The following is a 22,232-nucleotide window of genomic DNA, read 5'->3' as shown; positions in this document are numbered from 1 at the left end:
CAAAATATTATAAAAAAACCTTAATTATGATAAGAATACATCAAAAGAATTATTATGAAATAGTATGTGTAGTATTTGTATTTTTTTTATTGGGGAATATTACTTACTCTCAAAAACAACCTAATGTAATATTAGTTCTTACCGATGATCAAGGAATTGGGGATTTAGGATGTCATGGTAATCCATGGCTTAAGACACCCAATATTGATAAATTTTATAAGCAAGCTGTTCGCTTTACAGATTTTCATGTAAGTCCAGTATGTACACCAACAAGAAGTGCATTAATGACAGGTAAGTACCCAATAAATAATGGTGCTTGGGCTACGTATAAAGGTAGGGACGCTCTTTCTGAAGGAACAAATAGTATTGCTAAGTTGTTTAGTGAAAATGGATATACAACAGGTATTTTTGGCAAATGGCATTTAGGAGATAATTACCCTGTAAGGGCTACAGATTTTGGTTTTGATGTTGCAATACATCATAAAGCTGGTGGTGTAGGGGAATTGTCAGATTATTGGGGTAATAATTATTTTAATGATACATATTATGTAAATAATAAACCTAAGCCTTTTAAAGGGTATTGTACAGATGTTTGGTTTCAAGAAGCAATTCACTTTATTGAAAAAAATAAAGATAAACCCTTTTTTGTGTATTTACCTACCAATGCTCCACATACCCCACATTATGTAGAGGATAAATATGCACAACCATATAAAGCATTAGAAGGAATAGAGTTTCCTAATGCTAAGTATTTTGGTATGGTAGCTAACATTGATGAGAATTTTGGGAAGTTAGAGAAGTTTTTAAAGAAAAATAAATTGGCAGACAATACCATTTTAATTTTTATGACTGATAATGGTGCAACAGGTGGTATAAGTAGAGATGGTAAAATGGGCTATAATATGGGATTTAGAGGGAGAAAAGGCGATAGAATAGAAGGCGGACATAGAGTACCTTTTTTTATACGATGGAAAGATGGTAAAATAAAAGGCGGTTGGGACATAAGCGAAACTACGGCTCATGTAGATATTATGCCAACATTAGCTAAATTATGTAACATACAAATTCCTGAAACTAATGGTTTAGATGGTTTAGATGTTTCTCCTTTATTGTTTAATAAGGACGAAAAGTTAGAGGAGAGAACCATATTTGTTCATAATCGTCAGGATTGGAGACCGCCAACTGATGTTAATAATACTTGTATTATAAACGGTAAATGGAGGCTTGTAAACGGTAATGAATTATATAATATAGAGGCAGATAGAATGCAGGAAAATAATGTAGCAAGTAAATATCCAGATATGGTAAAACAAATGCTACAAGACAATGCTAAGTTTTTAAAAGTTTCTAAAACCAATCCGGAATATTTTGAATTTCCAACTGCAATAGTTGGCAACACTAATCAGAAAACAATTAAGCTTACGATACAACATGCAATAGGGGAAAATGAAGGATTTTGGAAAAGTGAACAAGTTGCAGCAGGTTTAAAAAGTAAAAATAATACCCATGCTATAAAAATAGAAAAGAAAGGGGTTTATAGAATTTCCTGTAGAAGATGGCCTGTAGAGTGCTCAGGCCCTATTTTAGGAGTCCCTGAGGTTAATCCTAAAAATTGGTTTACATATAAGGCAATCTCTCCAGAGAAAGTACAAATTCAAATAGCCAATCAAATTATAGAAAAAGAAATTTCTAATACAGATGAAGAAATAAACTTTGATGTTCACTTAGAAAAAGGTAAAACTTTTTTGGTAAATGATTTTATAGAAGGGAAAGAAAAATATGGGGTGTATTATACCTATGTAGAATATATAGGTGAGTATTAATTTTTTATAAAAAAAGATAAAAGTTTAATTTAATTAAAATATAGGATGAATAAAATTATAAGTGCGGTACTAATAACTTGTATGTTTTTTTCGTGTAAGAAAGAAGTTAAGGAAAAGAATAATGAAGTCTCGGAAGTGGAACAAGGTGGCTTTCCTTTTATTCTCCCAAAGGAAAAACCTAATAGGCAAATGAGTGCTGCTATGGAACGTATCTACACAGATTACGAAGCACCACAACCTCAAAATAACGAACTTTTCAGTCAGTTTAAATATACCGATTTAAAAGGTTTTGATTATAACGATTTTGATGGTACTATTTCTAGAAGAGACCCATCTAAAGTCTTACTTCATAACGGAAAATACTATATTTGGTATACGTATAGAAATACTCCTACGCCTCCTCAAGGAGCAGCAAAAAGTAATGATACTATTCCATCATCAGATTGGGATTTAGCAGATATTTGGTATGCGACCTCAAAAGATGGTTTTAACTGGGAAGAACAAGGTGTAGCTATTAAACGACCTGAAAAACCAACAGTGGGTTGGCGTTCTGTAACCACAACCGATATTTTAGAATGGAAAGGTAAATTCTACTTGTATTACCAAGGATTTATGGAAGCTAGTGGTAAAAGAGGAGATGATTGTCCAGTAGCAGTTTCTTATGCTGACTCCCCAGAAGGACCGTGGACCGCATACAATAAAATTGTTATTCCTAATGGAGCAGAAGGGGAGTGGGACCAATACTCTATTCATGATCCATACCCATTAGTTCATGACGGTAAAGTATATATTTATTATAAATCTGATTTTGGTGAAAGGCCAGACCTAGTTAGAATGCAAGGTTTAGCCATTGCAGACAATCCGCTGGGGCCTTTTGAAAAACACCCATTAAACCCTTTAATTACCTCTGGGCACGAAACATCTCTATTTCCTTTTAAAGAAGGTGTTGCGGCGTTAGTTTATAAAGATGGTCCTGAGCATAACACCATTCAGTATGCAAAAGATTGGGTTAATTTTGAAATCGCTTCAATTACTGAAATGATGCCTTATGCAGCTGCACCATATGTTCCAGATGCTTTTACGAACACTAAAGACGGACGAGGAATTACTTGGGGAACGGCTCATTTTATCAATGTAAATAGCAATTGGAATAAATTTTGCTCTAAATTAGTGCGTTTTGATTGTGATTTAAGTTTAGATTTACACGACCCAGAAATGAAAGAACATAGAGTAAAACATACTCCAGAAGTATATTATTCGCAAGGTTTAAGTGAAAAACAGCTTAAAAGGTTAGCTAAAAAATAATGCAATTAAATTTTACTCGATAATCAAAATTTGAATACTCCGAGGCTTGCCTCGATATCAAAATTTGTTTCCTTATAAATGCCTCGTGGGAATTACCCGAGCTAGTTTACTATATAAAGGCAGTTATTTAACTGCCTTTTATTTTTGATAGGAATGCATAAGCATATTTCATAAACTCATAGTTAATTAATCTATTTGTGTTTTTTTACTATATTTACGTTAACGTACACGTTTTTCGAAATAATAAAATATAATAAGAATGAGTAAAGTAGTTGTTTTAACGGGAGCTGGAGGAGTTTTATGTAGTACATTAGCAAAAGCCCTTGCAAAAGAAGGGCATAAAATTGCAGTATTAGATTTACGTAAAGAAGCTGCAGATGCCATTGCTAATGAAATTAATATATCTGGTGGGGTTGCTATTGGTATAGAGGCTAATGTTTTAGAAAAAGATTCTTTAGATATAGCAAAAGCAGAAGTAAATAGTAAATTAGGAACATGTGATATTTTAATAAACGGAGCAGGTGGGAATCATCCTTTAGGAACCACATCTAAGCCTTTTTTATTTAAAGAGGATTTAGAAGATACAACAGATGGATTTAAAACTTTTTTTGATTTAGATCCAACAGGAATAAAGTTTGTTTTTGATTTAAACTTAATAGGAACATTGTTGCCAACACAAGTTTTTGCAAAAGACATGGTAGGTAAACAAGGGTGTAGTGTTTTAAATATTTCCTCTATGAATGCATTTACACCATTAACAAAAATTCCAGCATATAGTGGAGCTAAAGCAGCCGTATCTAATTTTACCCAGTGGTTAGCGGTTCATTTTTCTAAAGTAGGAATTAGAGTAAATGCGTTAGCACCAGGATTTTTCTTAACAGACCAAAATAGAAGTTTACTTACACAAGATGATGGTAGTTTAACGCCAAGAGGAAATCAAATTATAGAGCAAACGCCAATGGGTAAATTTGGAAAACCGGAAGATTTAGTAGGAACAACGTTATGGTTATGTGGGGAAGGAGCTTCCTTTGTTACTGGTGTTGTAGTGCCAATAGATGGTGGTTTTAGTGCATATAGTGGAGTTTAAAAAAATACAAAATAGACAATGGAGCAAACATGGAGATGGTACGGACCTAAAGACCCAGTAACTTTAGAAGATATAAAACAAGCAGGAGCATCAGGTGTTGTTTCTGCATTGCATCATATTCCAAACGGTGAAGTTTGGACAATAAAAGAGATTCAAGAAAGAAAAAAAGTTATTGAAAGCTCTGGACTTAATTGGAGCGTTGTAGAAAGTATTCCAGTACATGAGAATATAAAAACACGTACAGGAAATTTTAAATTATATATAGAAAACTATAAAACAAGTATTAAAAATTTAGCAAGCTGTGGTGTATCTATTGTGTGTTACAATTTTATGCCTGTTTTAGATTGGACAAGAACAGATTTAAGTTTTCAAGTAGAAGATGGCTCTAAAGCCTTGCGCTTTGATGTTATTGCTTTTGCAGCTTTTGAACTATTTTTATTAAAAAGGCCTGGAGCAGAAAATAGTTATTCTAAAGCGCAAAAAAGTGCTGCAAAAAAATATATAAATACACTTTCGGACGATAGTAAAAAACAATTAATAAATAATATAATTGCTGGTTTGCCTGGAGCGGAAGAAGGATATACCTTAGAGCAATTTCAAGAAATTTTAGATACGTATAAAAATATAGATGCGCAGAATCTTAAAGAAAATTTAGTGTCTTTTTTAAAAGAAATTATTCCTGTAGCTTCTCAAAATAATGTTTTAATGTGTATTCACCCAGATGATCCACCTTATCCTATTTTAGGACTTCCAAGAGTTGTAAGTACAGAAGAAGATTATGCGTACTTGTTCAAAAATGTTCCAGATGTTTCTAATGGAATTACTTTTTGTACAGGTTCATTAGGAGTGCGGGCCGATAATAATTTGGTTCAAATATTTAAGCGTTTTGCAGATCGCACTCACTTTTTACATTTAAGAAGTACAAAGCGAGATGAGCATGGTAACTTTTATGAAGCTAATCATTTAGATGGTGATGTAGATATGTACAGTATTGTTAAAGAGGTTTTAGTAGAGGAGAAAAGACGCAAGGTAGAAGGAAGAAAAGATTTTGCAATTCCTGTAAGGCCGGATCACGGTCACCAAATGCTAGATGATTTAAAGAAGAAAACTAACCCAGGATATTCAGGAATTGGTAGATTAAGAGGATTAGCGGAATTACGAGGGTTAGAATATGGAATATCTAAAAGTATATTATAGATGGGAGTAATAAATTCAGAAGGTTTTATTACAGATAATTTTTTACTACAGTCTAAAGTAGCAGTGGAGTTATATCATAATTATGCTAAAGATTTACCAATAATAGATTATCATAATCATTTATCAGCAAAAAAAATTGCAGAAAAAAAACCTGTTAAAAATATTACTAAGGCTTGGTTAAAAGAGGACCATTATAAATGGCGTGGCATGCGTGCTAATGGGGTTGAAGAGGTATTTATAACAGGGTCTAAATCTTCTGATAAAGAAAAGTTTTTAAAGTGGGCGGAAACGGTTCCTTATACATTAAGGAATCCCTTATTTCATTGGACACATTTAGAATTAAAACGTTATTTTAATATAGATAAAATTTTACAACCTTCTACTGCAGAAGTAATTTATGAACAAGCAAATTCTATTTTAGAGCAAAAAACGCCTGCTCAATTGTTAGAGCAAATGAAAGTAGAAGTGGTTTGTACTACGGATGATCCATGCGATGATTTAAAATACCATAGACAAATAGCAGAATCGGGTAATTATTATACAAAAGTATTACCAACCTTTAGGTCCGATGAATTATTCTTTATACAAAAAGAGGAGTTTTTAGCATACTTAGATAAATTAGGAAAAAGTGCGGCTATAAAAATTAATACTCTGGATGATTTTTTAGAAGTTATTGATGCGCGTATTTTATTTTTTAATACTAATGGATGTAGATTATCCGATTTTGGAGTTGGGGAAGCGTTAAAAATTGAAGACCATACTACGAAAGAAATAATGTTAATTTTTGATAAAAGAGTAAATGGAGAACAACTTTCTGCTACCGAAATAGATAAATATCGGTCGTTTTTGTTTTTTTATTTAGGAAAAAAATATCATCAGTACAATTGGGTGCAACAGTATCATTTAGGACCCATTAGAAACAATAATAGCTATTTAGTTAAAGAAATAGGTTTAGATGCAGGTTGCGATTCTATAGGAGATTTTCCAATGGCAGAGTTTATGTCTAAGTTATTTAATACGCTTAATTCTCAAAATAAATTAGCAAAAACAATTACCTATAATTTAAACCCTGCACAGAATGAAGTTTTTGCAACCATGATGGGAAATTTTCAAAATGCAGATATACCAGGTAAAATGCAATGGGGTTCCGGATGGTGGTTTCTAGATCAAAAAGACGGAATGGAAAAACAATTAAATGCACTGTCAAATATGGGATTGCTTAGTCGTTTTGTGGGTATGTTAACTGATAGTAGAAGTTTTTTGTCCTTTCCAAGACATGAGTACTTTAGGCGTATATTATGTAATTTAATAGCACAAGACGTAAAAGAAGGACTTGTACCTAATGATGTAGAATTTCTTGGAAAAATGGTGCAAGATATTTGTTATACTAATGCAGTAAACTATTTTAACTTTAATGCGTAAACAACAATTAGGAACTATTTTAAAAACAAAAAGCTTTCAATTTCTTGAAAGCTTTTTTAATTAGTGGTGACCTCGACAGGATTCAAACCTGTAACCTCTTGAGCCGTAATCAAGTGCGCTATTCAGTTGCGCCACGAGGCCTAATTGTTCCCGTAAAACGGGCTGCAAATATATTTCTTTTTAAACTTATTACAAAAGAACCTGTCGTAAAATATTAGATTTTTTCTTTTTAGATAAGAACCTTATATTATGCTGTTTTGTTAATAAACAAAATAACTTGTATTTCTACGGTTTTATTAGAGACATTGTTAAACTAATATTACCTTAGTAGATTAATATTTAGTTATATAGTAATTACGAATTTGATAAACTATGAAGAACACTACACTTAAGGACCTTTCTAAGTTGTTAAATCTTTCGGTTTCAACAATTTCAAAAGCATTAAATGATAGTTTGGAAATTAGTGCAGCAACAAAGAATAGAGTAAAAGAAGCTGCAAAAAAAACTAATTATAGACCAAACCCTCTTGCGTTAAGTTTAAAAAAGGGTAAGAGTAAAACCATAGGTGTTGTTATACCTAGTGTATTAGACCGTTTCTCTGCCAAATTATTTATAGGGATAGAGAAAGTTGCTTATTCTAAAGGATATAATGCAATCTTATCTACATCTAATTATAATAAAGAACGTGAGGCTCATAATATAGATATTTTAATAGAAAAAGGAGTAGATGGTATTATTGTTTCTTTAACTGAAGATACTATAACATCAGAAAATTATAACCATATAGAACGTGCTCGTAATAGAGGAATTTCTGTGGTTCTTGCCAATAAAGTTCCAGATGATTTAGCTTTTAATAAAGTAAGTATAGACCACTATAAAGAGGCTTTTAGTGCTGTATCCGATTTAAAAATTGGAGAAAATGAAAATGTCTTGGTGGTAGAATCTTTTTCTAATGCTATGTATGTAGATAGGCGTAAAAAAGGAATATTAGAGGCTTTAGAAAAAGTTCATAAAATTAAAAAATATAATGTTATAAAAGCTAATGGCGAGGAGTCTTTTGCAGGAGATGTAATAAAGAAAGTTAAAGAAGAAAGTGTTTCTATATTGATTATTATGAATCAGTATTTGTTAGAAACAATCTTAATGAATAAAAACACTCAAAAATTATTAGGTAAAGGAGAGCTGTTTATTTATGCTTTTTCGATTAGAAAATCTGCTTTTGAAGCTATAAAAGGAGTAAAGCCAATTTCTCCAAGAGGAAAATTTTTAGGTGAAAAAACTGCAGAGCTTTTAATAGATCAACTTGAGAATTATAAAGAAGGGGTGCATGCAATATCTGTGGATAGTATTGGTAAAAGAATATATTAAAAGGGAATGGATTTATACAAGTATATAAAGGATGTTCCTGATTTTCCTAAACAAGGAGTAGTTTTTAAAGACATAACACCTTTGTTGAGTAATCCAGAAGCGTTAAATTTTGCAACAACTAGTTTGTTAAACTCTATAGAGAATAAAAAAATAGATAAAGTAATAGGTATAGAGAGCAGAGGATTCTTTTTTGCTCCATTATTAGCAAGAGAACTTAACGCAGGTTTTATCCCAGTTCGTAAGTCAGGTAAGTTACCATCAAAAGTTGCGCAAGAGACCTATGACTTAGAGTATGGAACCGATACTCTGGAAATTCATGAAGATGCAATCTCTAAAGGAGATAAAGTGTTAATTCATGATGATGTTTTAGCAACCGGAGGAACAGCAGAGGCTGTTTGTAAATTAATAGAGAAATTAGGAGGAGAAATAGTACAATGCAATTTTTTGTTAGAGTTAGATTTTTTGCAGGGAAGTAAAAAGCTATCTAACTATAAAGTAACTTCTTTATTACATTACTAATCTAAAGCATTTGTGGTAATCCAGTAGCGCCAACCAATAATTGCAAGTTGTAATTTAGATGCTTTGGAAAGGTCTAACTGTTTTTTAGAGTAGGAGGGAAGTAGTGCTTTATTAACTCTAGCTAATAGTTTAAAAAATACAAGTTTCATAGAAATACTTTTTTTAAAAGTACTACAAATTAATAAACCTCGTTAATTGCCAAGGCTTAATAATTTGTAGTAGTGGGCTTATTTTTGAGAAATCCAAGTATTAATTTTATCTTCTAATAATGCTAAAGGAACACATCCTGTTTCTAAAATTTGATTGTGAAATTCTTTTATATCAAATTTATTTCCCATAGTTTCTTTTGCTTTTTTTCTAAGCTCCTGAATTTTTAATTGCCCAATCTTATAAGATAGCGCTTGTCCAGGGTTTGCCATGTAGCGTTCAATTTCAGATGTTATGCCAGCTTCAGATTCAGCTTCATTATCTAAAGAGTATGTAATAGCTTGTTCTCTTGTCCAGCCTTTAGAATGTAAACCAGTGTCAACTACTAAACGAACAGCTCTATGCATTTCTGCACCTAACATACCAAAAAGTTGGTATGGGTCTGTGTATAAGCCTAGCTCTGTACCAAGAGATTCTGAATATAAGGCCCAACCTTCTCCATAACCACTATACCATAGTGTTTTTCTAAATTTTGGTAATACATCACTTTCTTGTGTTAAAGATATTTGGTAATGGTGTCCAGGAATAGCTTCATGTAAAAATAAAGACTCATCAGAATACACATTATATTTTGTAACATCAGGAATTGGTGTGTAGAAAATACCAGGTCTTGTACCGTCTAAAGAACCTGGATTATATTCTGCACTAGCAGAGTTTTCTCGAAATTCTTCGGTACGTTTTACTTCAAAGGGAGTTTTAGGCTTTACATCAAAAAGTTTTTCAATTTGTGGTTTCATTCTTTCATGAATGGAGTTAAAATTAGCAATAACTTCACTAGGTTCTTTAAAAGGCATAAGGTCTTTGTTGCTTCTAACAAAATTAAAAAAAGATTTAAGGTCTCCTTTAAAACCTACTTGTTCTTTAATTTTTTCCATTTCGGAACGGATTCTGGCAACCTCACTTAATCCTAATTCATGAATTTCTGCTGCAGTCATATTGGTAGTGGTGTATTTTTTTATTTGATGCGCATAAAAAGCATTCCCATTTGGTTCTCCTTGTATACCACTAGTTTTTCTGCCAGCTTCTAAATAATGGGTACTCATAAAAGTATGTAGTTTTTCATAAGCAGGTATAATCTTATTGCTTACCATATTTCTATATGCCTTTTTTAATTCTAGTTTGTCATTATTTGCAAAATCGTCTGGAATAGTTTTTATGGGTTGGTAAAATAAATGGTTGTCTACATCCTTATTCGTTAGTGATTTTAACTGCGGAATTACTTTTAAGATTAATGCTTTTGGTAGTACATGACCGTTTTGCATACCTTCTTTCATTCTTTTTTCGGCACTTGCCATCCAATCTAAATAGCCATCTACTCTTTTTAGCCATTTTTTATAGTCATTAACAGTGTTAAATGGTTGTGCGCTACTTCCACTAGCTAATTGCCCCATAAATAAGTTAGAAGACCACATTTGGTCAATAGGAGTAAGGTTGGCATTAAAATTAAATTCCGCTAAATTAATATCACATTCCCAAGTTAAAACGGCTTTACTTAGTTGTTCGCTTTCAGTAAGACTTTCATTAGGAAAGGAGTCTAGTTGTTTTTTGTAATTAGTATAATGAGTTTTAGATTTACTAATAAATTCATCCGAAAGGTTGTTTACAAAAATATCGTCATAGCGGTGGTCTCCTGCAGTAGTAGCATTAATAGGGTTTAACTTTAGTTCGTCCTCATAGTAATTGTCTATTAATTGGGAAAATTTTTCAGATACATTTACGTCTACTTTTTTTGTTTCTTCTTTACAGGAATAAATGATGGTAAGAAGAATTACTATTAGTTTTAAGCTTTTTTTCATTTTAAGTATTATTAGTCAGGTGTTCAAGATAATTAAAAAAATAAAGACTGCGCTTTGGCAGTCTTTTGTATATAGGCCTATATGATATTACTTAAGCAAAAAACATAATTATAGAAAGAAATAATACTAGTAAAAGTTTTGCAAATGTTATCATATTTTTTTGGTTTAAAAGGGTTAATAATTAAAGTTTAATAATCGATTATTCAATCAATATATAGAAATTAAATAGTCACTTGCAAGGAATTTTAGTTAAATCCATACAAGTAAATACACATATGTAATTAATATAATGATTTAAGTGTTAGTATTTTGTGTTATTCCTTTGTGTAAGTTATTAAATGTAATTAAATTTTTAAATTATGGTTTTATATTGTAATAAATGTAGAGCGTTTTTTGATGTAATTGTTTATTGCAAGGGCATTTTCGTTAATTTTTGACCTGTTTTTTGCAATTTCATTATTAGTAGTAGATAAATTAGTGGTGTTTTTGTAAAAATAAAAGGATTAAAAAGAGATGTTTTAAAGCCAAAATCTTCACTTATATTTGCACAAAATTTAAAGATGCAGAATATTTTATTTATAATTTTAGGATTAGCTTTATTAATAGCAGGAGGTGATTGGTTACTTAAATCTGCAGTTGCAATTTCTTATAGATTAAATATTCCTAAAATTGTAGTGGGGATGACAGTAGTATCTTTTGCTACCTCTGCACCAGAGTTAATAGTTAGTATTAAAGCTGCATTAAATGGCTCTCCGGATTTAGCTTTAGGAAATGTTGTAGGTTCTAATATTGCTAATCTTGGTTTAGTTTTAGGCGTAACAGTAATTTTGGGAGCAATAGATGTTAAAAAGACTTTTTACACTACAGATTGGCCGGTAATGATGTTAGCATCTTTATTATTTTTTGGTTTTATATATACAGATGGAGTTATAGAGCAGTATGAGGGTATTATTATGGTAGTCTTTCTTTTTGCTTTTTTAGTTTATTTGTTACGTTTCCAAAAGAAAGCTGTAGAAGAAGATATGGAAGATAAAGATGAAGCCCCTTTAGAGATGTATAAAGTAGTTCTATTTCTAGGTATTGGTGGTGTTGCCTTGTGGGGAGGTTCAGAATTATTAATAAATGGTGCAGTTGGTTTGGCAACATTATATGGTGTTAGTGAACGTGTAATAGGTGTAACAGTTGTTTCTGTAGGAACAAGCATTCCAGAGTTAGCAGCTTCTATTATTGCAATATTAAAAAAGGAGAAAGCAATTTCAGTAGGGAACTTAATAGGGTCTAACATTTTTAATTTATTAGCAGTATTAGGTATTACCTCTATTATAACACCAATTACAGTTATAGACCAAGGTTTGTTAGATTTTGATATCTTTTGGATGTTGGGTATTTCTTTCCTTATTCTCCCTTTAGTTTTTATTCCAAAAGGTTTACGCTTAGGTTGGAGAGATGGGATATTGCTTTTAGGGGTATATATAACCTTTGTTTATTTAACAGTCTCTTAAATAACTTCAGAGTATTTAAATCTTCGTTCTTAATTATGGTTTCCAAAACTTATTAAGGAAACCTAATAGTGTTAATTACGTAATATTGGGATATAAATTCATTAATATGGGTTTTGTTTTTTTATACTAATCTAAAACTATGATTATTATGAAAAACCTAAAATTAGTATCTGTAACAATTGTAACCCTTATGCTGGGTTTAAATTCATGTCACAAAATAGACGATTTTGTTGGGGGAGGACCTTCTGAAGAAAAGCAAGATAAGCCTTTAGTAATTGCACACAGGGGAGCACAATCTATTTACCCAGAACACACTTTAGAGGCTTATGCTAAAGCTATTGAATTGGAGGCAGATTTTATTGAGCCAGATTTAGTAATGACTAAAGATGGTGCTTTAGTAGCACGTCATGAGCCTTTTATTTCAGGAACTACAAACGTTGCAGATTTACCAGAATATGCGCATTTAAAAACAACTAAAAATTTAGATGGTAAAGAAATTACAGATTGGTTTGTTTCTGATTTTACTTTGGAAGAAATAAAAACTCTAAAAGCTAAACAGGCTAGGTCAGACAGATCTAATCAGTTTGATAATTTATATTCCATACCAACAATACAAGAGATAATAGCTTTGGCTAAATCTAGAAAAACAACATCTGGGAAAGTTGTAGGTATTTACCCAGAAATGAAACATCCTTATTTTCATAGCCAATTAGGGTATAATTTTGAAGATGCATTATTAGAAGTGTTGGAAAAAGCAGGGTGGAATTCTTATGACGCACCGGTTTTTGTTCAGTGCTTTGAAGTGGCTCCTTTACAGTACATAAATACAAAATCTACGGTAAAACTAGTACAGTTAATATCTACCTATAATGTGAATACAGATGGCTCATTAGATTTTAATGTTCCAGAAGGAGATTTTATTTCTTATGCAGCTCCTTTTGATTTTTATGTTAACGGAGATTTAAGAACGTATGAATTTTTTACAACAGAAGAGGGTATGCGTTATACTGCTAATTATGCAGATGGTATTGGTCCATGGAAGCCATTTATTATTTCTTTTGCAAAAGATACCGAAGGAAATATTACTGTTTTACCAGAAACAGATTTTATTAGTTTAGCGCATAAGTATGATTTAAAAGTGCACCCTTATACTTTTAGAAATGAAGATGTAAAATGGAGTAATGGAAATCATGAAAGCGAGTATCATATGTTCTTTGATGCTGGTGTAGATGGTGTTTTTACAGATTATACAGATGAAGCTGTGAAAGCTGTTGCTACTTGGAAATAAGTTAGTTGCCTATTAGAACAAGGTGTAAAAAAAGCTCCTTTGCATTAGCAGAGGAGCTTTTGATGTTATAAAATAGAGAAGATTATTTAACTGGTTTAACAGTTTTAATAATTCTTGCAGCAATTTTGTATGGATCTCCGTTTGAAGATGGACGACGGTCTTCTAACCAACCTTTGTATCCTTTTTCTACAGCGATAATTGGAATACGGATTGATGCTCCTCTATCAGAAACTCCCCAAGAGAAATCGTTAATAGATGCAGTTTCGTGTAAACCAGTTAAACGTTGGTCATTAAATTCACCATAAACTTCAATGTGTTCTTTTGTAACAGGACGGAAAGCTTCACATATTTCAGCATATTTCTCTTTAGATCCACAAGTTCTTAAAATTGTGTTAGAGAAGTTAGCGTGCATTCCAGAACCGTTCCAGTCTCCTTTAATTGGTTTTGGGTGGTATTCTATGTACCATCCGTACTTTTCAGTTAAACGGTCTAATAAGTATCTAGCAACCCAAATTTCATCACCAGCTTTCTTAGCACCTTTAGCAAATAATTGGAATTCCCATTGTCCAGAAGCAACCTCTTGGTTAATTCCTTCAAAATTAAGACCAGCATCAATACATAAATTTGCATGCTCTTCTACGAAATCTCTTCCGAAAGTGTTTTTTCCACCAACAGAACAGTAGTACATACCTTGAGGTCCTGGGTAACCACCAATAGGGAATCCTAATGGTAATTGAGTCTCTCTATCCATGATAAAGTATTCTTGCTCAAAACCAAACCAGAAATCGTTATCATCATCTTCAATAGTAGCTCTACCGTTAGATTCGTGGGCAGTACCGTCTGCATTTAAAACTTCAGTCATTACTAAGTAACCATTGATACGTGCTGGATCCGGATAAATTGCAACTGGCTTTAAAATACAATCAGACGCTCCTCCAGAAGCTTGTTTTGTAGAAGAACCATCAAAAGACCAGTTTCCTAATTCTTCAATTGTTCCTTGAAAATTTTCATGTTCTTCAACTTTAGTTTTGCTTCTTAAGTTTTGTGTTGGGAAATACCCATCTAACCATAGGTATTCTAATTTAATTTTAGCCATAATATTTTTTATTAATATTCTTTTAAATTCAAACAAAAATATGTTTTTTGTGTTTACATTCTAAATTTCAAGGGGGTAAATAAGTAAAAACTGTGAATTTTTTTATTTAGCCCTAATTTTTATAGGGGAAATTGTTAAATATTTAATTAATGATAGTAATTTTGATATATTTTTAATCAGAATTATTTATTAGAACAAGAAATTATGTCCAAATTACGATTTAAAGCAATTTCAGAAAGTGCAAAAAGAGAGAGAGGAGTTATAGAGGAAAAGGGAAGACGTTCTGAGTTATTTTGTGCAAATGTTTTTAATACAGAAAGAATGTTGCAGTATCTAACAAAGGATGCCTATGAAAGTGTGCAAGGAGCAATTTTTTCTGGAACAAAAATAGATAGAAAAATTGCAGATCAAGTTGCAGAAGCCATAAAGGCTTGGGCAATATCTATGGGAGCAACGCATTATACGCACTGGTTTCAGCCTTTAACAGGAAGCACAGCAGAAAAGCATGATGCTTTTTTTGATTTATTGCCAGATGGTACTGCATTAGAAAAATTTGGAGGAAGACAACTAGTACAGCAAGAACCAGATGCATCTAGTTTTCCTAGTGGAGGTATAAGGAATACTTTTGAGGCTCGTGGCTATACAGCATGGGATCCAACTTCACCAGCATTTATTTATGGAACTACATTGTGTGTTCCTACAGTTTTTGTTTCCTATACAGGAGAAGCGTTGGATAATAAAGCTCCTTTATTAAGGGCTTTACATGCGGTAGATGAGGCCGCAACTGCAGTAGCAAAATATTTTGATAAAACAGTAGCTAAAGTAAATGCTACTTTAGGATGGGAACAAGAATATTTTTTAATTGATAAAGCTTTAGCACATTCTAGACCAGATATTATTTTAACAGGAAGAACTTTAGTAGGGCATACTGCAGCAAAAGGTCAGCAGTTAGATGATCATTATTTTGGAGTAATACCAAGTAGGGTTCTTAGTTTTATGAGCGATTTAGAAAAAGAATGCACAAAATTAGGAATTCCAGTAAAAACAAGGCATAATGAGGTTGCTCCTAATCAATTTGAATTAGCACCTGTTTTTGAGGAGGCAAATCTTGCGGTAGATCACAATCTTCTTTTAATGGATATTATGGATAAAGTAGCGGATAAACATAATTTTAAAGTGCTTTTTCATGAAAAACCATTTGCCGAAATAAATGGATCGGGGAAGCATAATAATTGGTCGTTAGCTACAGATACTGGTGTAAATTTACTTAGTCCGGGTTCTACACCAATGAAAAACTTACAGTTTTTAACCTTTTTTGTAAACACAATCAAAGCGGTTAACACCTATGAAGAGTTGCTTAGGTCATCAATAGCCTCAGCAAGTAATGACCATAGATTGGGTTCAAATGAGGCGCCACCAGCAATCTTCTCTATTTTTGTTGGCTCCCAGTTGAGTAGAGTTTTAGATGAGTTAGAAGGGGTTTCGCAAGGGAAACTTTCTCCAGAAGAAAAAACGGAACTTAAGCTTAATGTGGTTGGTAAGATACCAGAGATTTTATTAGATAATACGGATCGTAATAGAACATCTCCTTTTGCATTTACGGGTAATAAATTTGAAATGAGAGGAGTTGGTTCCAAAACTAATTGTGCTAAACCAATGACCATTTTAAATACTATTGTAGCAAAACAATTAACAGATTTTAAAAAAGAAGTGGATGCTTTGGTAGATAAAAAGAGTCTTAAGAAAGATGAAGCAATTTTTAATGTTTTAAGAGAATACATTAAGACTTCTAAAAGAATTCGTTTTGATGGAGATGGGTATAGTGCAGAATGGGAAAAAGAGGCTGTAAGAAGAAAGTTGAGTAATAATAAAACTACCCCGCAAGCATTAAAAGTGCTAACCACAAAAGAAAGTCTAGAACTTTTTAAAGCAACTAAGGTTTTAAGTGAGGTAGAGGTAAGAGCAAGGCAAGAGGTAGAATTAGACTCCTACATTCTTCACTTACAAATAGAAGGTCGTGTTTTAAAGGAGTTAGTATATAATCATATACTGCCAGCATCTATAGAATATCAAAATAAACTTATAAAAAATGTTATGGGTATTAAAGATATTTATGGAGCAGCTCATAAAAAGCTTACAGATGGGCAATTATCTATTATTGAACAAATAGCAGAGCATTTGGTAGAGGTTAAAAAGTTAGTAGACCATATGACAGATACTAGAAAAAAAGCGAATAAATTATTAGATAGTGGTAAAAAAGCAAATGCTTATTGCGAAAATGTTAAACCATATTTTAGTCAAATAAGATACCATTGTGATAAGTTAGAGCAAGTTGTAGAGGATCAAACTTGGCCGTTAACAAAGTATAGAGAATTGTTGTTCATTAAATAGTGGATATAAACTTTTAATTATAGTTACCATCTTTATGGTTTCTATTATTTTTGCTTCAAATATTTTAGAATGAGTTCGTCAAATAGTGAAAGATATAATCAAAGAGGAGTTTCTGCATCAAAAGAAGATGTGCATAACGCCATAAAGAATATAGATAAAGGCTTGTTTCCAAAGGCTTTTTGTAAAATAGTGCCAGATTATTTAACCAATGATGAGGAATATTGTTTGGTAATGCATGCAGATGGTGCTGGGACAAAATCGTCACTTGCATACATGTATTGGAAAGAAACTGGAGATGTTTCTGTTTGGAAAGGTATTGCGCAAGATGCATTAATAATGAATATAGATGATTTAATTTGTGTTGGTGCTACAGATAATATTATGCTTTCTTCAACTATTGGAAGGAATAAAAATTTAATTCCTGGAGAAGTGCTTTCTGCTATAATAAATGGTACAGAGGAGTTAATTTCCGATTTAAAAGAACACGGAATTGTAATACATTCTACAGGAGGGGAAACTGCAGATGTAGGAGATTTGGTACGAACAATTATTGTAGATTCTACCGTTACAGCAAGACTTAAAAGAAGTAATGTTATAGATAATGCAAATATACAAGCAGGGGATGTTATAGTTGGTTTTGCTTCTTATGGTAAAGCTACCTATGAGAGTGAATATAATGGAGGAATGGGTAGTAATGGACTTACCTCTGCAAGACATGATGTTTTTTCTAAATATTTGGCAGATAAGTATCCAGAAAGTTTTGATGCTTCTGTGCCAGAAGATTTAGTGTATTCTGGAGAAGTAAAATTAACCGATGAGGTTAAGAATTCACCAATAAATGCTGGTAAACTTGTTTTGTCGCCAACAAGAACTTATGCACCAGTTGTAAAACAAATTTTTAAAAAATATACTTCAAAGGAGGTACATGGAATGATACATTGTAGTGGAGGGGCACAAACTAAAATTTTACATTTTGTAGATAACTTACATATCATAAAAGACAATATGTTGCCGGTGCCACCACTTTTTAAATTAATTCAAGAGCAGTCTAATACAGATTGGAAAGAAATGTATCAGGTTTTTAATTGCGGTCATAGATTAGAGGCTTATGTTTCTCCCGCCATTGCAGAAGATTTAATTGCAATTGGTAAAGAATTTGGAATTGAAGCTCAAATAATAGGCCGTGTAGAAGCATCTTCTTCAAAAAAACTCACAATTAAAAGTGAGTATGGAACCTTTAACTATTAAGGCATACGATAACTAATATTCTTCCGTTTTTATTTATAAAGTATACCATTATGAAACGCAAAGAGTTTTTAAGAAGTGTAGGGGCAAGTGCTGCTTTTGCAGTATTATACCCGTGTTTAGGTAGTTGTTCTAAAGACGATGCTACAGATGGTACTATTGTTAAAGAACCAGAAGAGGTGAATTTTACGGTAGACTTAAACTCTGATGAAGGCAAAAAGTTAGAAAAAAATGGTGGTTTTCTTCTTAAGAATTTAGTAGTTGTAGCGAAAAATTTAGAAGGAGAGTTTGTTGCTGCTTCTCAAGTTTGTAGTCATCAACAGTATGACCAAGTGCGTTTTGTACCAATAGAAGGTGGTATATTTCATTGTGATGTACATGGCTCTAAATTTTCACAAAATGGCTCTCCTTTAAATCAAGTGCAAGGAGACCCAGCAAGGCCAATAAAAATTTACAATATTCAAAGAGAAGGCGATATATTAACTATTACCGAATAAGAAGCTAAACAATCTATTTACCCAATTTTCTTATAACCTATTTAAACTCAAACAAGTTGAAAACCTTAATTTCTTTACTATTTGGTTTTCTTGTTCTTTTAGGGTATTCTCAAGAAAGAAAATATGTTACTGTAAAGAAAAAAGTGCCTTTAATGGGGGAAACTTTTGATATAACTGTTGTTGCAGTGAATGAAGAACTTGGGTATATTAATATAGATGAAGCATCTGCAGAAATAAAAAGAATAGAAAAACTTATTTCCTCTTGGGATAAAGATTCTGAAACAAGTAAAATAAATTTAAATGCTGGAGTAAAGTCAGTAAAGGTAAGTTTAGAGTTGTTTGGTTTAATAGAAAGAGCAAAACAAATTTCGGAATTAACAGATGGCGCTTTTGATATTACCTATGCATCCGTAGATAAAGTCTGGGATTTTAATGGGAGTATGCAATATTTACCAACCGAAAAAGAGATTAAAAAATCTGTTAGTAATGTTGGTTATAAAAACATTCTTTTAGATAAAGAAAAGCAAACCGTTTTTTTAAAAACAAAAGGAACACAAATTTCTTTTGATGCTATAGGGAAAGGCTATGCGGTAGATAAAGCTAAATCTTTGTTGGTTTCTAAACAAGTGGTAGCGGGTGTAATTAATGCAGATGGCGATATAACAACCTGGGGAACTAAAGTTAGTGGAGAAAAATGGCTTTTAGGAGTAGCTAATCCATTAAGTAATTATAAAATAATTTCTTGGTTGCCTATTGTAGAATCTTCTGTAGCAACCTCAGATGTTTATGAAAAATATGTAAACTTTAAAAAGCAGAAGTTTGGGCATATTATAAATCCTAAATCTGGAAAACCAGTTAAAGCTCTTAAGAAAGCTACTATTTTTGCAAAAAGTGCAGAGTTATGTGATGCTTTAGCTACTGCTGTTTTAGTGCTAGGCTTAGAAAAAGGTATTGCCTTAATAAATCAGTTAGGAGGTACAGAAGTAATTTTGGTTGATGCTAATAGTAAACTTCATAAGAGTAATGGCGTAATTTTAGATAAATCACCTTAACTAAATTATATTGCAATATATTCGTAATGCAACTTATTTCTTTTTATAACTAAAAGAGGTTTCTTCTTAATAAGAACAATAGCATTAAATGTGTAAAATTATTGTAAATTCGCAACCCAAGTGATGTAAGATTATGATAGACAAATTAAATATTGTAAAGCAACGTTTTGATGAGATTTCTGATCTTATCATACAGCCAGATGTAATATCTGATCAAAAGCGTTATGTACAATTAACTAAAGAATATAAGGATTTAAAAGACCTTATGGACAAACGTGAAGAGTATATAACGTATACAAGTAATATAGAGGAAGCTGAAGAAATAATTGCAGATGGTAGTGATGCCGAAATGGTAGAAATGGCCAAAATGCAGTTAGATGAAGCAAAAGAATCTTTGCCTCAATTAGAAGAAGATATTAAGCTAATGCTTATTCCAAAAGATCCCGAAGATGCTAAAGATGTAGTTGTAGAAATACGAGCAGGAACAGGTGGAGATGAGGCTAGTATATTTGCAGGAGATTTATTTAGAATGTACACTAAATATTGTGAAGGAAGAGGTTGGAAAACTAATGTTATAGATTTAAGTGAAGGTACAAGTGGCGGTTATAAAGAAATTCAGTTTGAAGTTAATGGTGCCGATGTTTATGGTACTTTAAAATTTGAAGCCGGTGTACACCGTGTGCAACGTGTACCACAAACCGAGACTCAAGGTAGGGTACATACAAGTGCAGCTACCGTAATGGTGCTTCCAGAAGCAGAAGATTTTGATGTACAAATAGAGGCTAAAGATGTTCGTATAGATTTCTTTTGTTCTTCAGGACCTGGTGGGCAGTCTGTGAACACTACCTATTCTGCGGTACGTTTAACACACGTGCCAACAGGTTTAGTTGCACAATGTCAAGATCAAAAATCACAGCATAAGAATAAGGAAAAAGCTTTTAAAGTACTTCGTTCTCGTTTATATGATTTAGAACTTGCAAAAAAGCAGGAAGAAGATGCAGCAAAAAGAAATTCGCAAGTAAGTAGTGGAGACCGTTCTGCAAAAATTAGAACCTATAACTATGCACAAGGTAGAGTTACAGATCATAGAATAGGATTAACACTTTATGACTTGCAGAATATTATAAATGGGGATATTCAAAAAATAATTGATGAACTTAGCTTGGTAGAAAACACGGAAAAATTAAAAGAAGCTTCCGGAATTTTTTAAATACAAATGACTACAGAAGAATTAGTTGCACAAATACGGTTAAAAAAATCTTTTCTCTGCATAGGCTTAGATACCGATTTAGAAAAAATACCTTCTCATTTATTAAAAGAGGAAGATCCTATTTTTGAATTTAATAAGGCAATTATAGATGCTACCCACCATTTATGTGTTGCCTATAAGCCTAATATAGCTTTTTATGAAGCCTATGGTATAAAAGGGTGGATTGCTTTAGATAAAACTATTAAATACTTAAATACAAACTACCCAGAGCTGTTTACTATTGCGGATGCTAAACGTGGTGATATAGGAAATACATCAACAAGATATGCTAAAGCATTTTTTGAAGATATGGAGTTCGATTCTGTAACTATTGCTCCTTATATGGGAAAAGACTCTGTAGAGCCTTTTTTAGCATTTAAAAACAAACATACTATTTTGTTGGCGCTTACTTCTAATAAAGGTGCGTACGATTTTCAAATCAAATTAATTAGTGGTAAGGAATTGTATAAGGAGGTTTTAGAAACTTCAATAACTTATGAAAATTCTGAAAATTTAATGTATGTAGTAGGTGCTACAAAGGCAACTTTTTTATCAGAAATACGTAAAATTATTCCAAATAGTTTTTTATTGGTTCCTGGTGTAGGTGCGCAAGGAGGGAGTCTAGAAGATGTATATAAATATGGTGCAAACAAGCAAATAGGATTACTTGTAAACTCTTCTAGAGGTATTATATATGCTTCTAAAGATGAAGATTTTGCACAAAAAGCAGCCAAAAGTGCATTGCAACTTCAAAAGCAAATGAAAAAATTAATGCATTAATCTATTGCATTAATTTTTCTAAATCTTTTTTTATTTTTTGAGCCTTTAAATTAAAGAATTCACCAAGCTTAGAGTCTGTGTTGTTTAGGTTAGCTTTTTCAATAAAATTCTGGTATTGGTACTCTAAAAGACTTATAGTTTTACTTCCATTTCCTAAAGGTGTGCTAGATCCAACTTTGCAATATTGTTTGTTCATAATAGTAGTTAATGTGTGTTTACAAATATACGTTCAGATAATGTTTTTAGACGTTTGTTACTAGTGAAGTACATCTAATTTATAGGTAATTCGTCTTTATTTTACCAGTTATGCTTTTCTTATTTTATTGTTGATAGAATAAGTGTTAAAAAAAAGTGTATTTCGTCGAATATTTAAAAAGTTTTAATACATTGTGCTTCACTTAAAAAATG

At 32.1% G+C, this 22,232-nt stretch carries 19 protein-coding genes and 1 tRNA gene; 15 read left to right on the top strand and 5 right to left on the bottom strand.

Features of this window, described 5'->3' with window-relative positions; all coding sequences use genetic code 11:
* The first annotated feature begins 26 nt into the window (after positions 1-26).
* The 5 genes from CLV91_RS12295 to uxaC all read left to right on the top strand — a co-directional run bounded on the left by CLV91_RS12295 (position 27) and on the right by uxaC (position 6,834).
* A complete protein-coding gene (locus CLV91_RS12295; protein WP_121068387.1) occupies positions 27-1,823 on the top strand; it encodes an arylsulfatase in 1,797 nt (598 codons plus the stop codon).
* Positions 1,824-1,868: 45 nt separating this feature from the next.
* Positions 1,869-3,128, top strand: a complete 1,260-nt coding sequence (locus tag CLV91_RS12290) for a glycoside hydrolase family 117 protein (RefSeq protein WP_170146753.1) — start codon at positions 1,869-1,871, stop codon at positions 3,126-3,128.
* 259 nt (positions 3,129-3,387) lie between these two features.
* Complete coding sequence (locus CLV91_RS12285; protein ID WP_121068385.1) at positions 3,388-4,215, top strand: SDR family oxidoreductase; 828 nt, start codon at positions 3,388-3,390, stop codon at positions 4,213-4,215.
* An 18-nt stretch (positions 4,216-4,233) separates the two neighbouring features.
* Entirely contained in the window at positions 4,234-5,412 is a 1,179-nt protein-coding gene (gene uxuA, locus CLV91_RS12280) for a mannonate dehydratase (protein ID WP_121068383.1), read from the top strand.
* Positions 5,413-6,834, top strand: coding sequence for a glucuronate isomerase (gene uxaC, locus CLV91_RS12275; protein ID WP_121068381.1), 1,422 nt, complete (start codon positions 5,413-5,415; stop codon positions 6,832-6,834).
* Between the two features lie 64 nt (positions 6,835-6,898).
* Here the strand turns inward: uxaC and CLV91_RS12270 are convergent.
* Positions 6,899-6,975: transfer RNA gene (locus CLV91_RS12270), tRNA-Arg, on the bottom strand.
* A 231-nt stretch (positions 6,976-7,206) separates the two neighbouring features.
* Between CLV91_RS12270 and CLV91_RS12265 the strand changes: the two genes are divergently transcribed.
* Entirely contained in the window at positions 7,207-8,202 is a 996-nt protein-coding gene (locus CLV91_RS12265; protein WP_121068380.1) for a LacI family DNA-binding transcriptional regulator, read from the top strand.
* Between the two features lie 6 nt (positions 8,203-8,208).
* Complete coding sequence (locus CLV91_RS12260) at positions 8,209-8,721, top strand: adenine phosphoribosyltransferase (RefSeq protein ID WP_121068378.1); 513 nt, start codon at positions 8,209-8,211, stop codon at positions 8,719-8,721.
* Here the strand turns inward: CLV91_RS12260 and CLV91_RS12255 are convergent.
* On the bottom strand, positions 8,718-8,870 hold the full coding sequence (locus tag CLV91_RS12255; RefSeq protein ID WP_121068376.1) for an SsrA-binding protein: 153 nt from the start codon (positions 8,868-8,870) through the stop codon (positions 8,718-8,720). The genes CLV91_RS12260 and CLV91_RS12255 overlap by 4 nt on opposite strands.
* 78 nt (positions 8,871-8,948) lie before the next feature.
* Complete coding sequence (locus tag CLV91_RS12250; RefSeq protein WP_121068374.1) at positions 8,949-10,724, bottom strand: DUF885 domain-containing protein; 1,776 nt, start codon at positions 10,722-10,724, stop codon at positions 8,949-8,951.
* A gap of 560 nt (positions 10,725-11,284) precedes the next feature.
* Between CLV91_RS12250 and CLV91_RS12245 the strand changes: the two genes are divergently transcribed.
* Both CLV91_RS12245 and CLV91_RS12240 read left to right on the top strand, forming a co-directional pair.
* A complete protein-coding gene (locus tag CLV91_RS12245) occupies positions 11,285-12,226 on the top strand; it encodes a calcium/sodium antiporter (protein ID WP_121068372.1) in 942 nt (313 codons plus the stop codon).
* A 148-nt stretch (positions 12,227-12,374) separates the two neighbouring features.
* Positions 12,375-13,514, top strand: a complete 1,140-nt coding sequence (locus CLV91_RS12240; protein WP_121068370.1) for a glycerophosphodiester phosphodiesterase — start codon at positions 12,375-12,377, stop codon at positions 13,512-13,514.
* Between the two features lie 82 nt (positions 13,515-13,596).
* Here the strand turns inward: CLV91_RS12240 and CLV91_RS12235 are convergent, their stop codons facing one another.
* A complete protein-coding gene (locus CLV91_RS12235; protein ID WP_121068368.1) occupies positions 13,597-14,610 on the bottom strand; it encodes a glutamine synthetase beta-grasp domain-containing protein in 1,014 nt (337 codons plus the stop codon).
* Between the two features lie 204 nt (positions 14,611-14,814).
* Here CLV91_RS12235 and CLV91_RS12230 point away from each other — a divergent pair, with 204 nt between their 5' ends.
* The 6 genes from CLV91_RS12230 to pyrF all read left to right on the top strand — a co-directional run bounded on the left by CLV91_RS12230 (position 14,815) and on the right by pyrF (position 21,824).
* Complete coding sequence (locus CLV91_RS12230; RefSeq protein ID WP_121068366.1) at positions 14,815-17,001, top strand: glutamine synthetase III family protein; 2,187 nt, start codon at positions 14,815-14,817, stop codon at positions 16,999-17,001.
* A 69-nt stretch (positions 17,002-17,070) separates the two neighbouring features.
* The gene (locus tag CLV91_RS12225; RefSeq protein ID WP_121068364.1) at positions 17,071-18,249 is read left to right on the top strand and encodes an AIR synthase related protein; all 1,179 of its coding nucleotides are present in this window, start codon (positions 17,071-17,073) and stop codon (positions 18,247-18,249) included.
* 50 nt (positions 18,250-18,299) lie between these two features.
* Positions 18,300-18,743 carry a QcrA and Rieske domain-containing protein gene (locus CLV91_RS12220; RefSeq protein ID WP_121068362.1) on the top strand — a complete coding sequence of 148 codons (444 nt, stop codon included), beginning with the start codon at positions 18,300-18,302 and terminating at the stop codon, positions 18,741-18,743.
* Between the two features lie 56 nt (positions 18,744-18,799).
* Positions 18,800-19,795 carry an FAD:protein FMN transferase gene (locus tag CLV91_RS12215; RefSeq protein ID WP_121068359.1) on the top strand — a complete coding sequence of 332 codons (996 nt, stop codon included), beginning with the start codon at positions 18,800-18,802 and terminating at the stop codon, positions 19,793-19,795.
* A gap of 133 nt (positions 19,796-19,928) precedes the next feature.
* A complete protein-coding gene (gene prfA / locus CLV91_RS12210; protein ID WP_121068357.1) occupies positions 19,929-21,005 on the top strand; it encodes a peptide chain release factor 1 in 1,077 nt (358 codons plus the stop codon).
* Between the two features lie 6 nt (positions 21,006-21,011).
* Positions 21,012-21,824 (top strand): orotidine-5'-phosphate decarboxylase, encoded by an 813-nt coding sequence (gene pyrF / locus CLV91_RS12205; RefSeq protein ID WP_121068355.1) that lies wholly within the window; start codon positions 21,012-21,014, stop codon positions 21,822-21,824.
* Position 21,825: 1 nt separating this feature from the next.
* Here pyrF and CLV91_RS12200 read toward each other — a convergent pair whose 3' ends face one another.
* The gene (locus CLV91_RS12200) at positions 21,826-22,020 is read right to left on the bottom strand and encodes a hypothetical protein (protein ID WP_121068353.1); all 195 of its coding nucleotides are present in this window, start codon (positions 22,018-22,020) and stop codon (positions 21,826-21,828) included.
* Positions 22,021-22,232: the final 212 nt, after the last annotated feature.

The sequence above is a fragment of the Maribacter vaceletii genome (assembly GCF_003634105.1).
Classification (GTDB): Bacteria; Bacteroidota; Bacteroidia; order Flavobacteriales; family Flavobacteriaceae; genus Maribacter_B; species Maribacter_B vaceletii.
The sequence above is the reverse complement of the archived record's forward strand: the minus strand, read 5'-3'. Positions and strand labels throughout refer to the sequence as shown.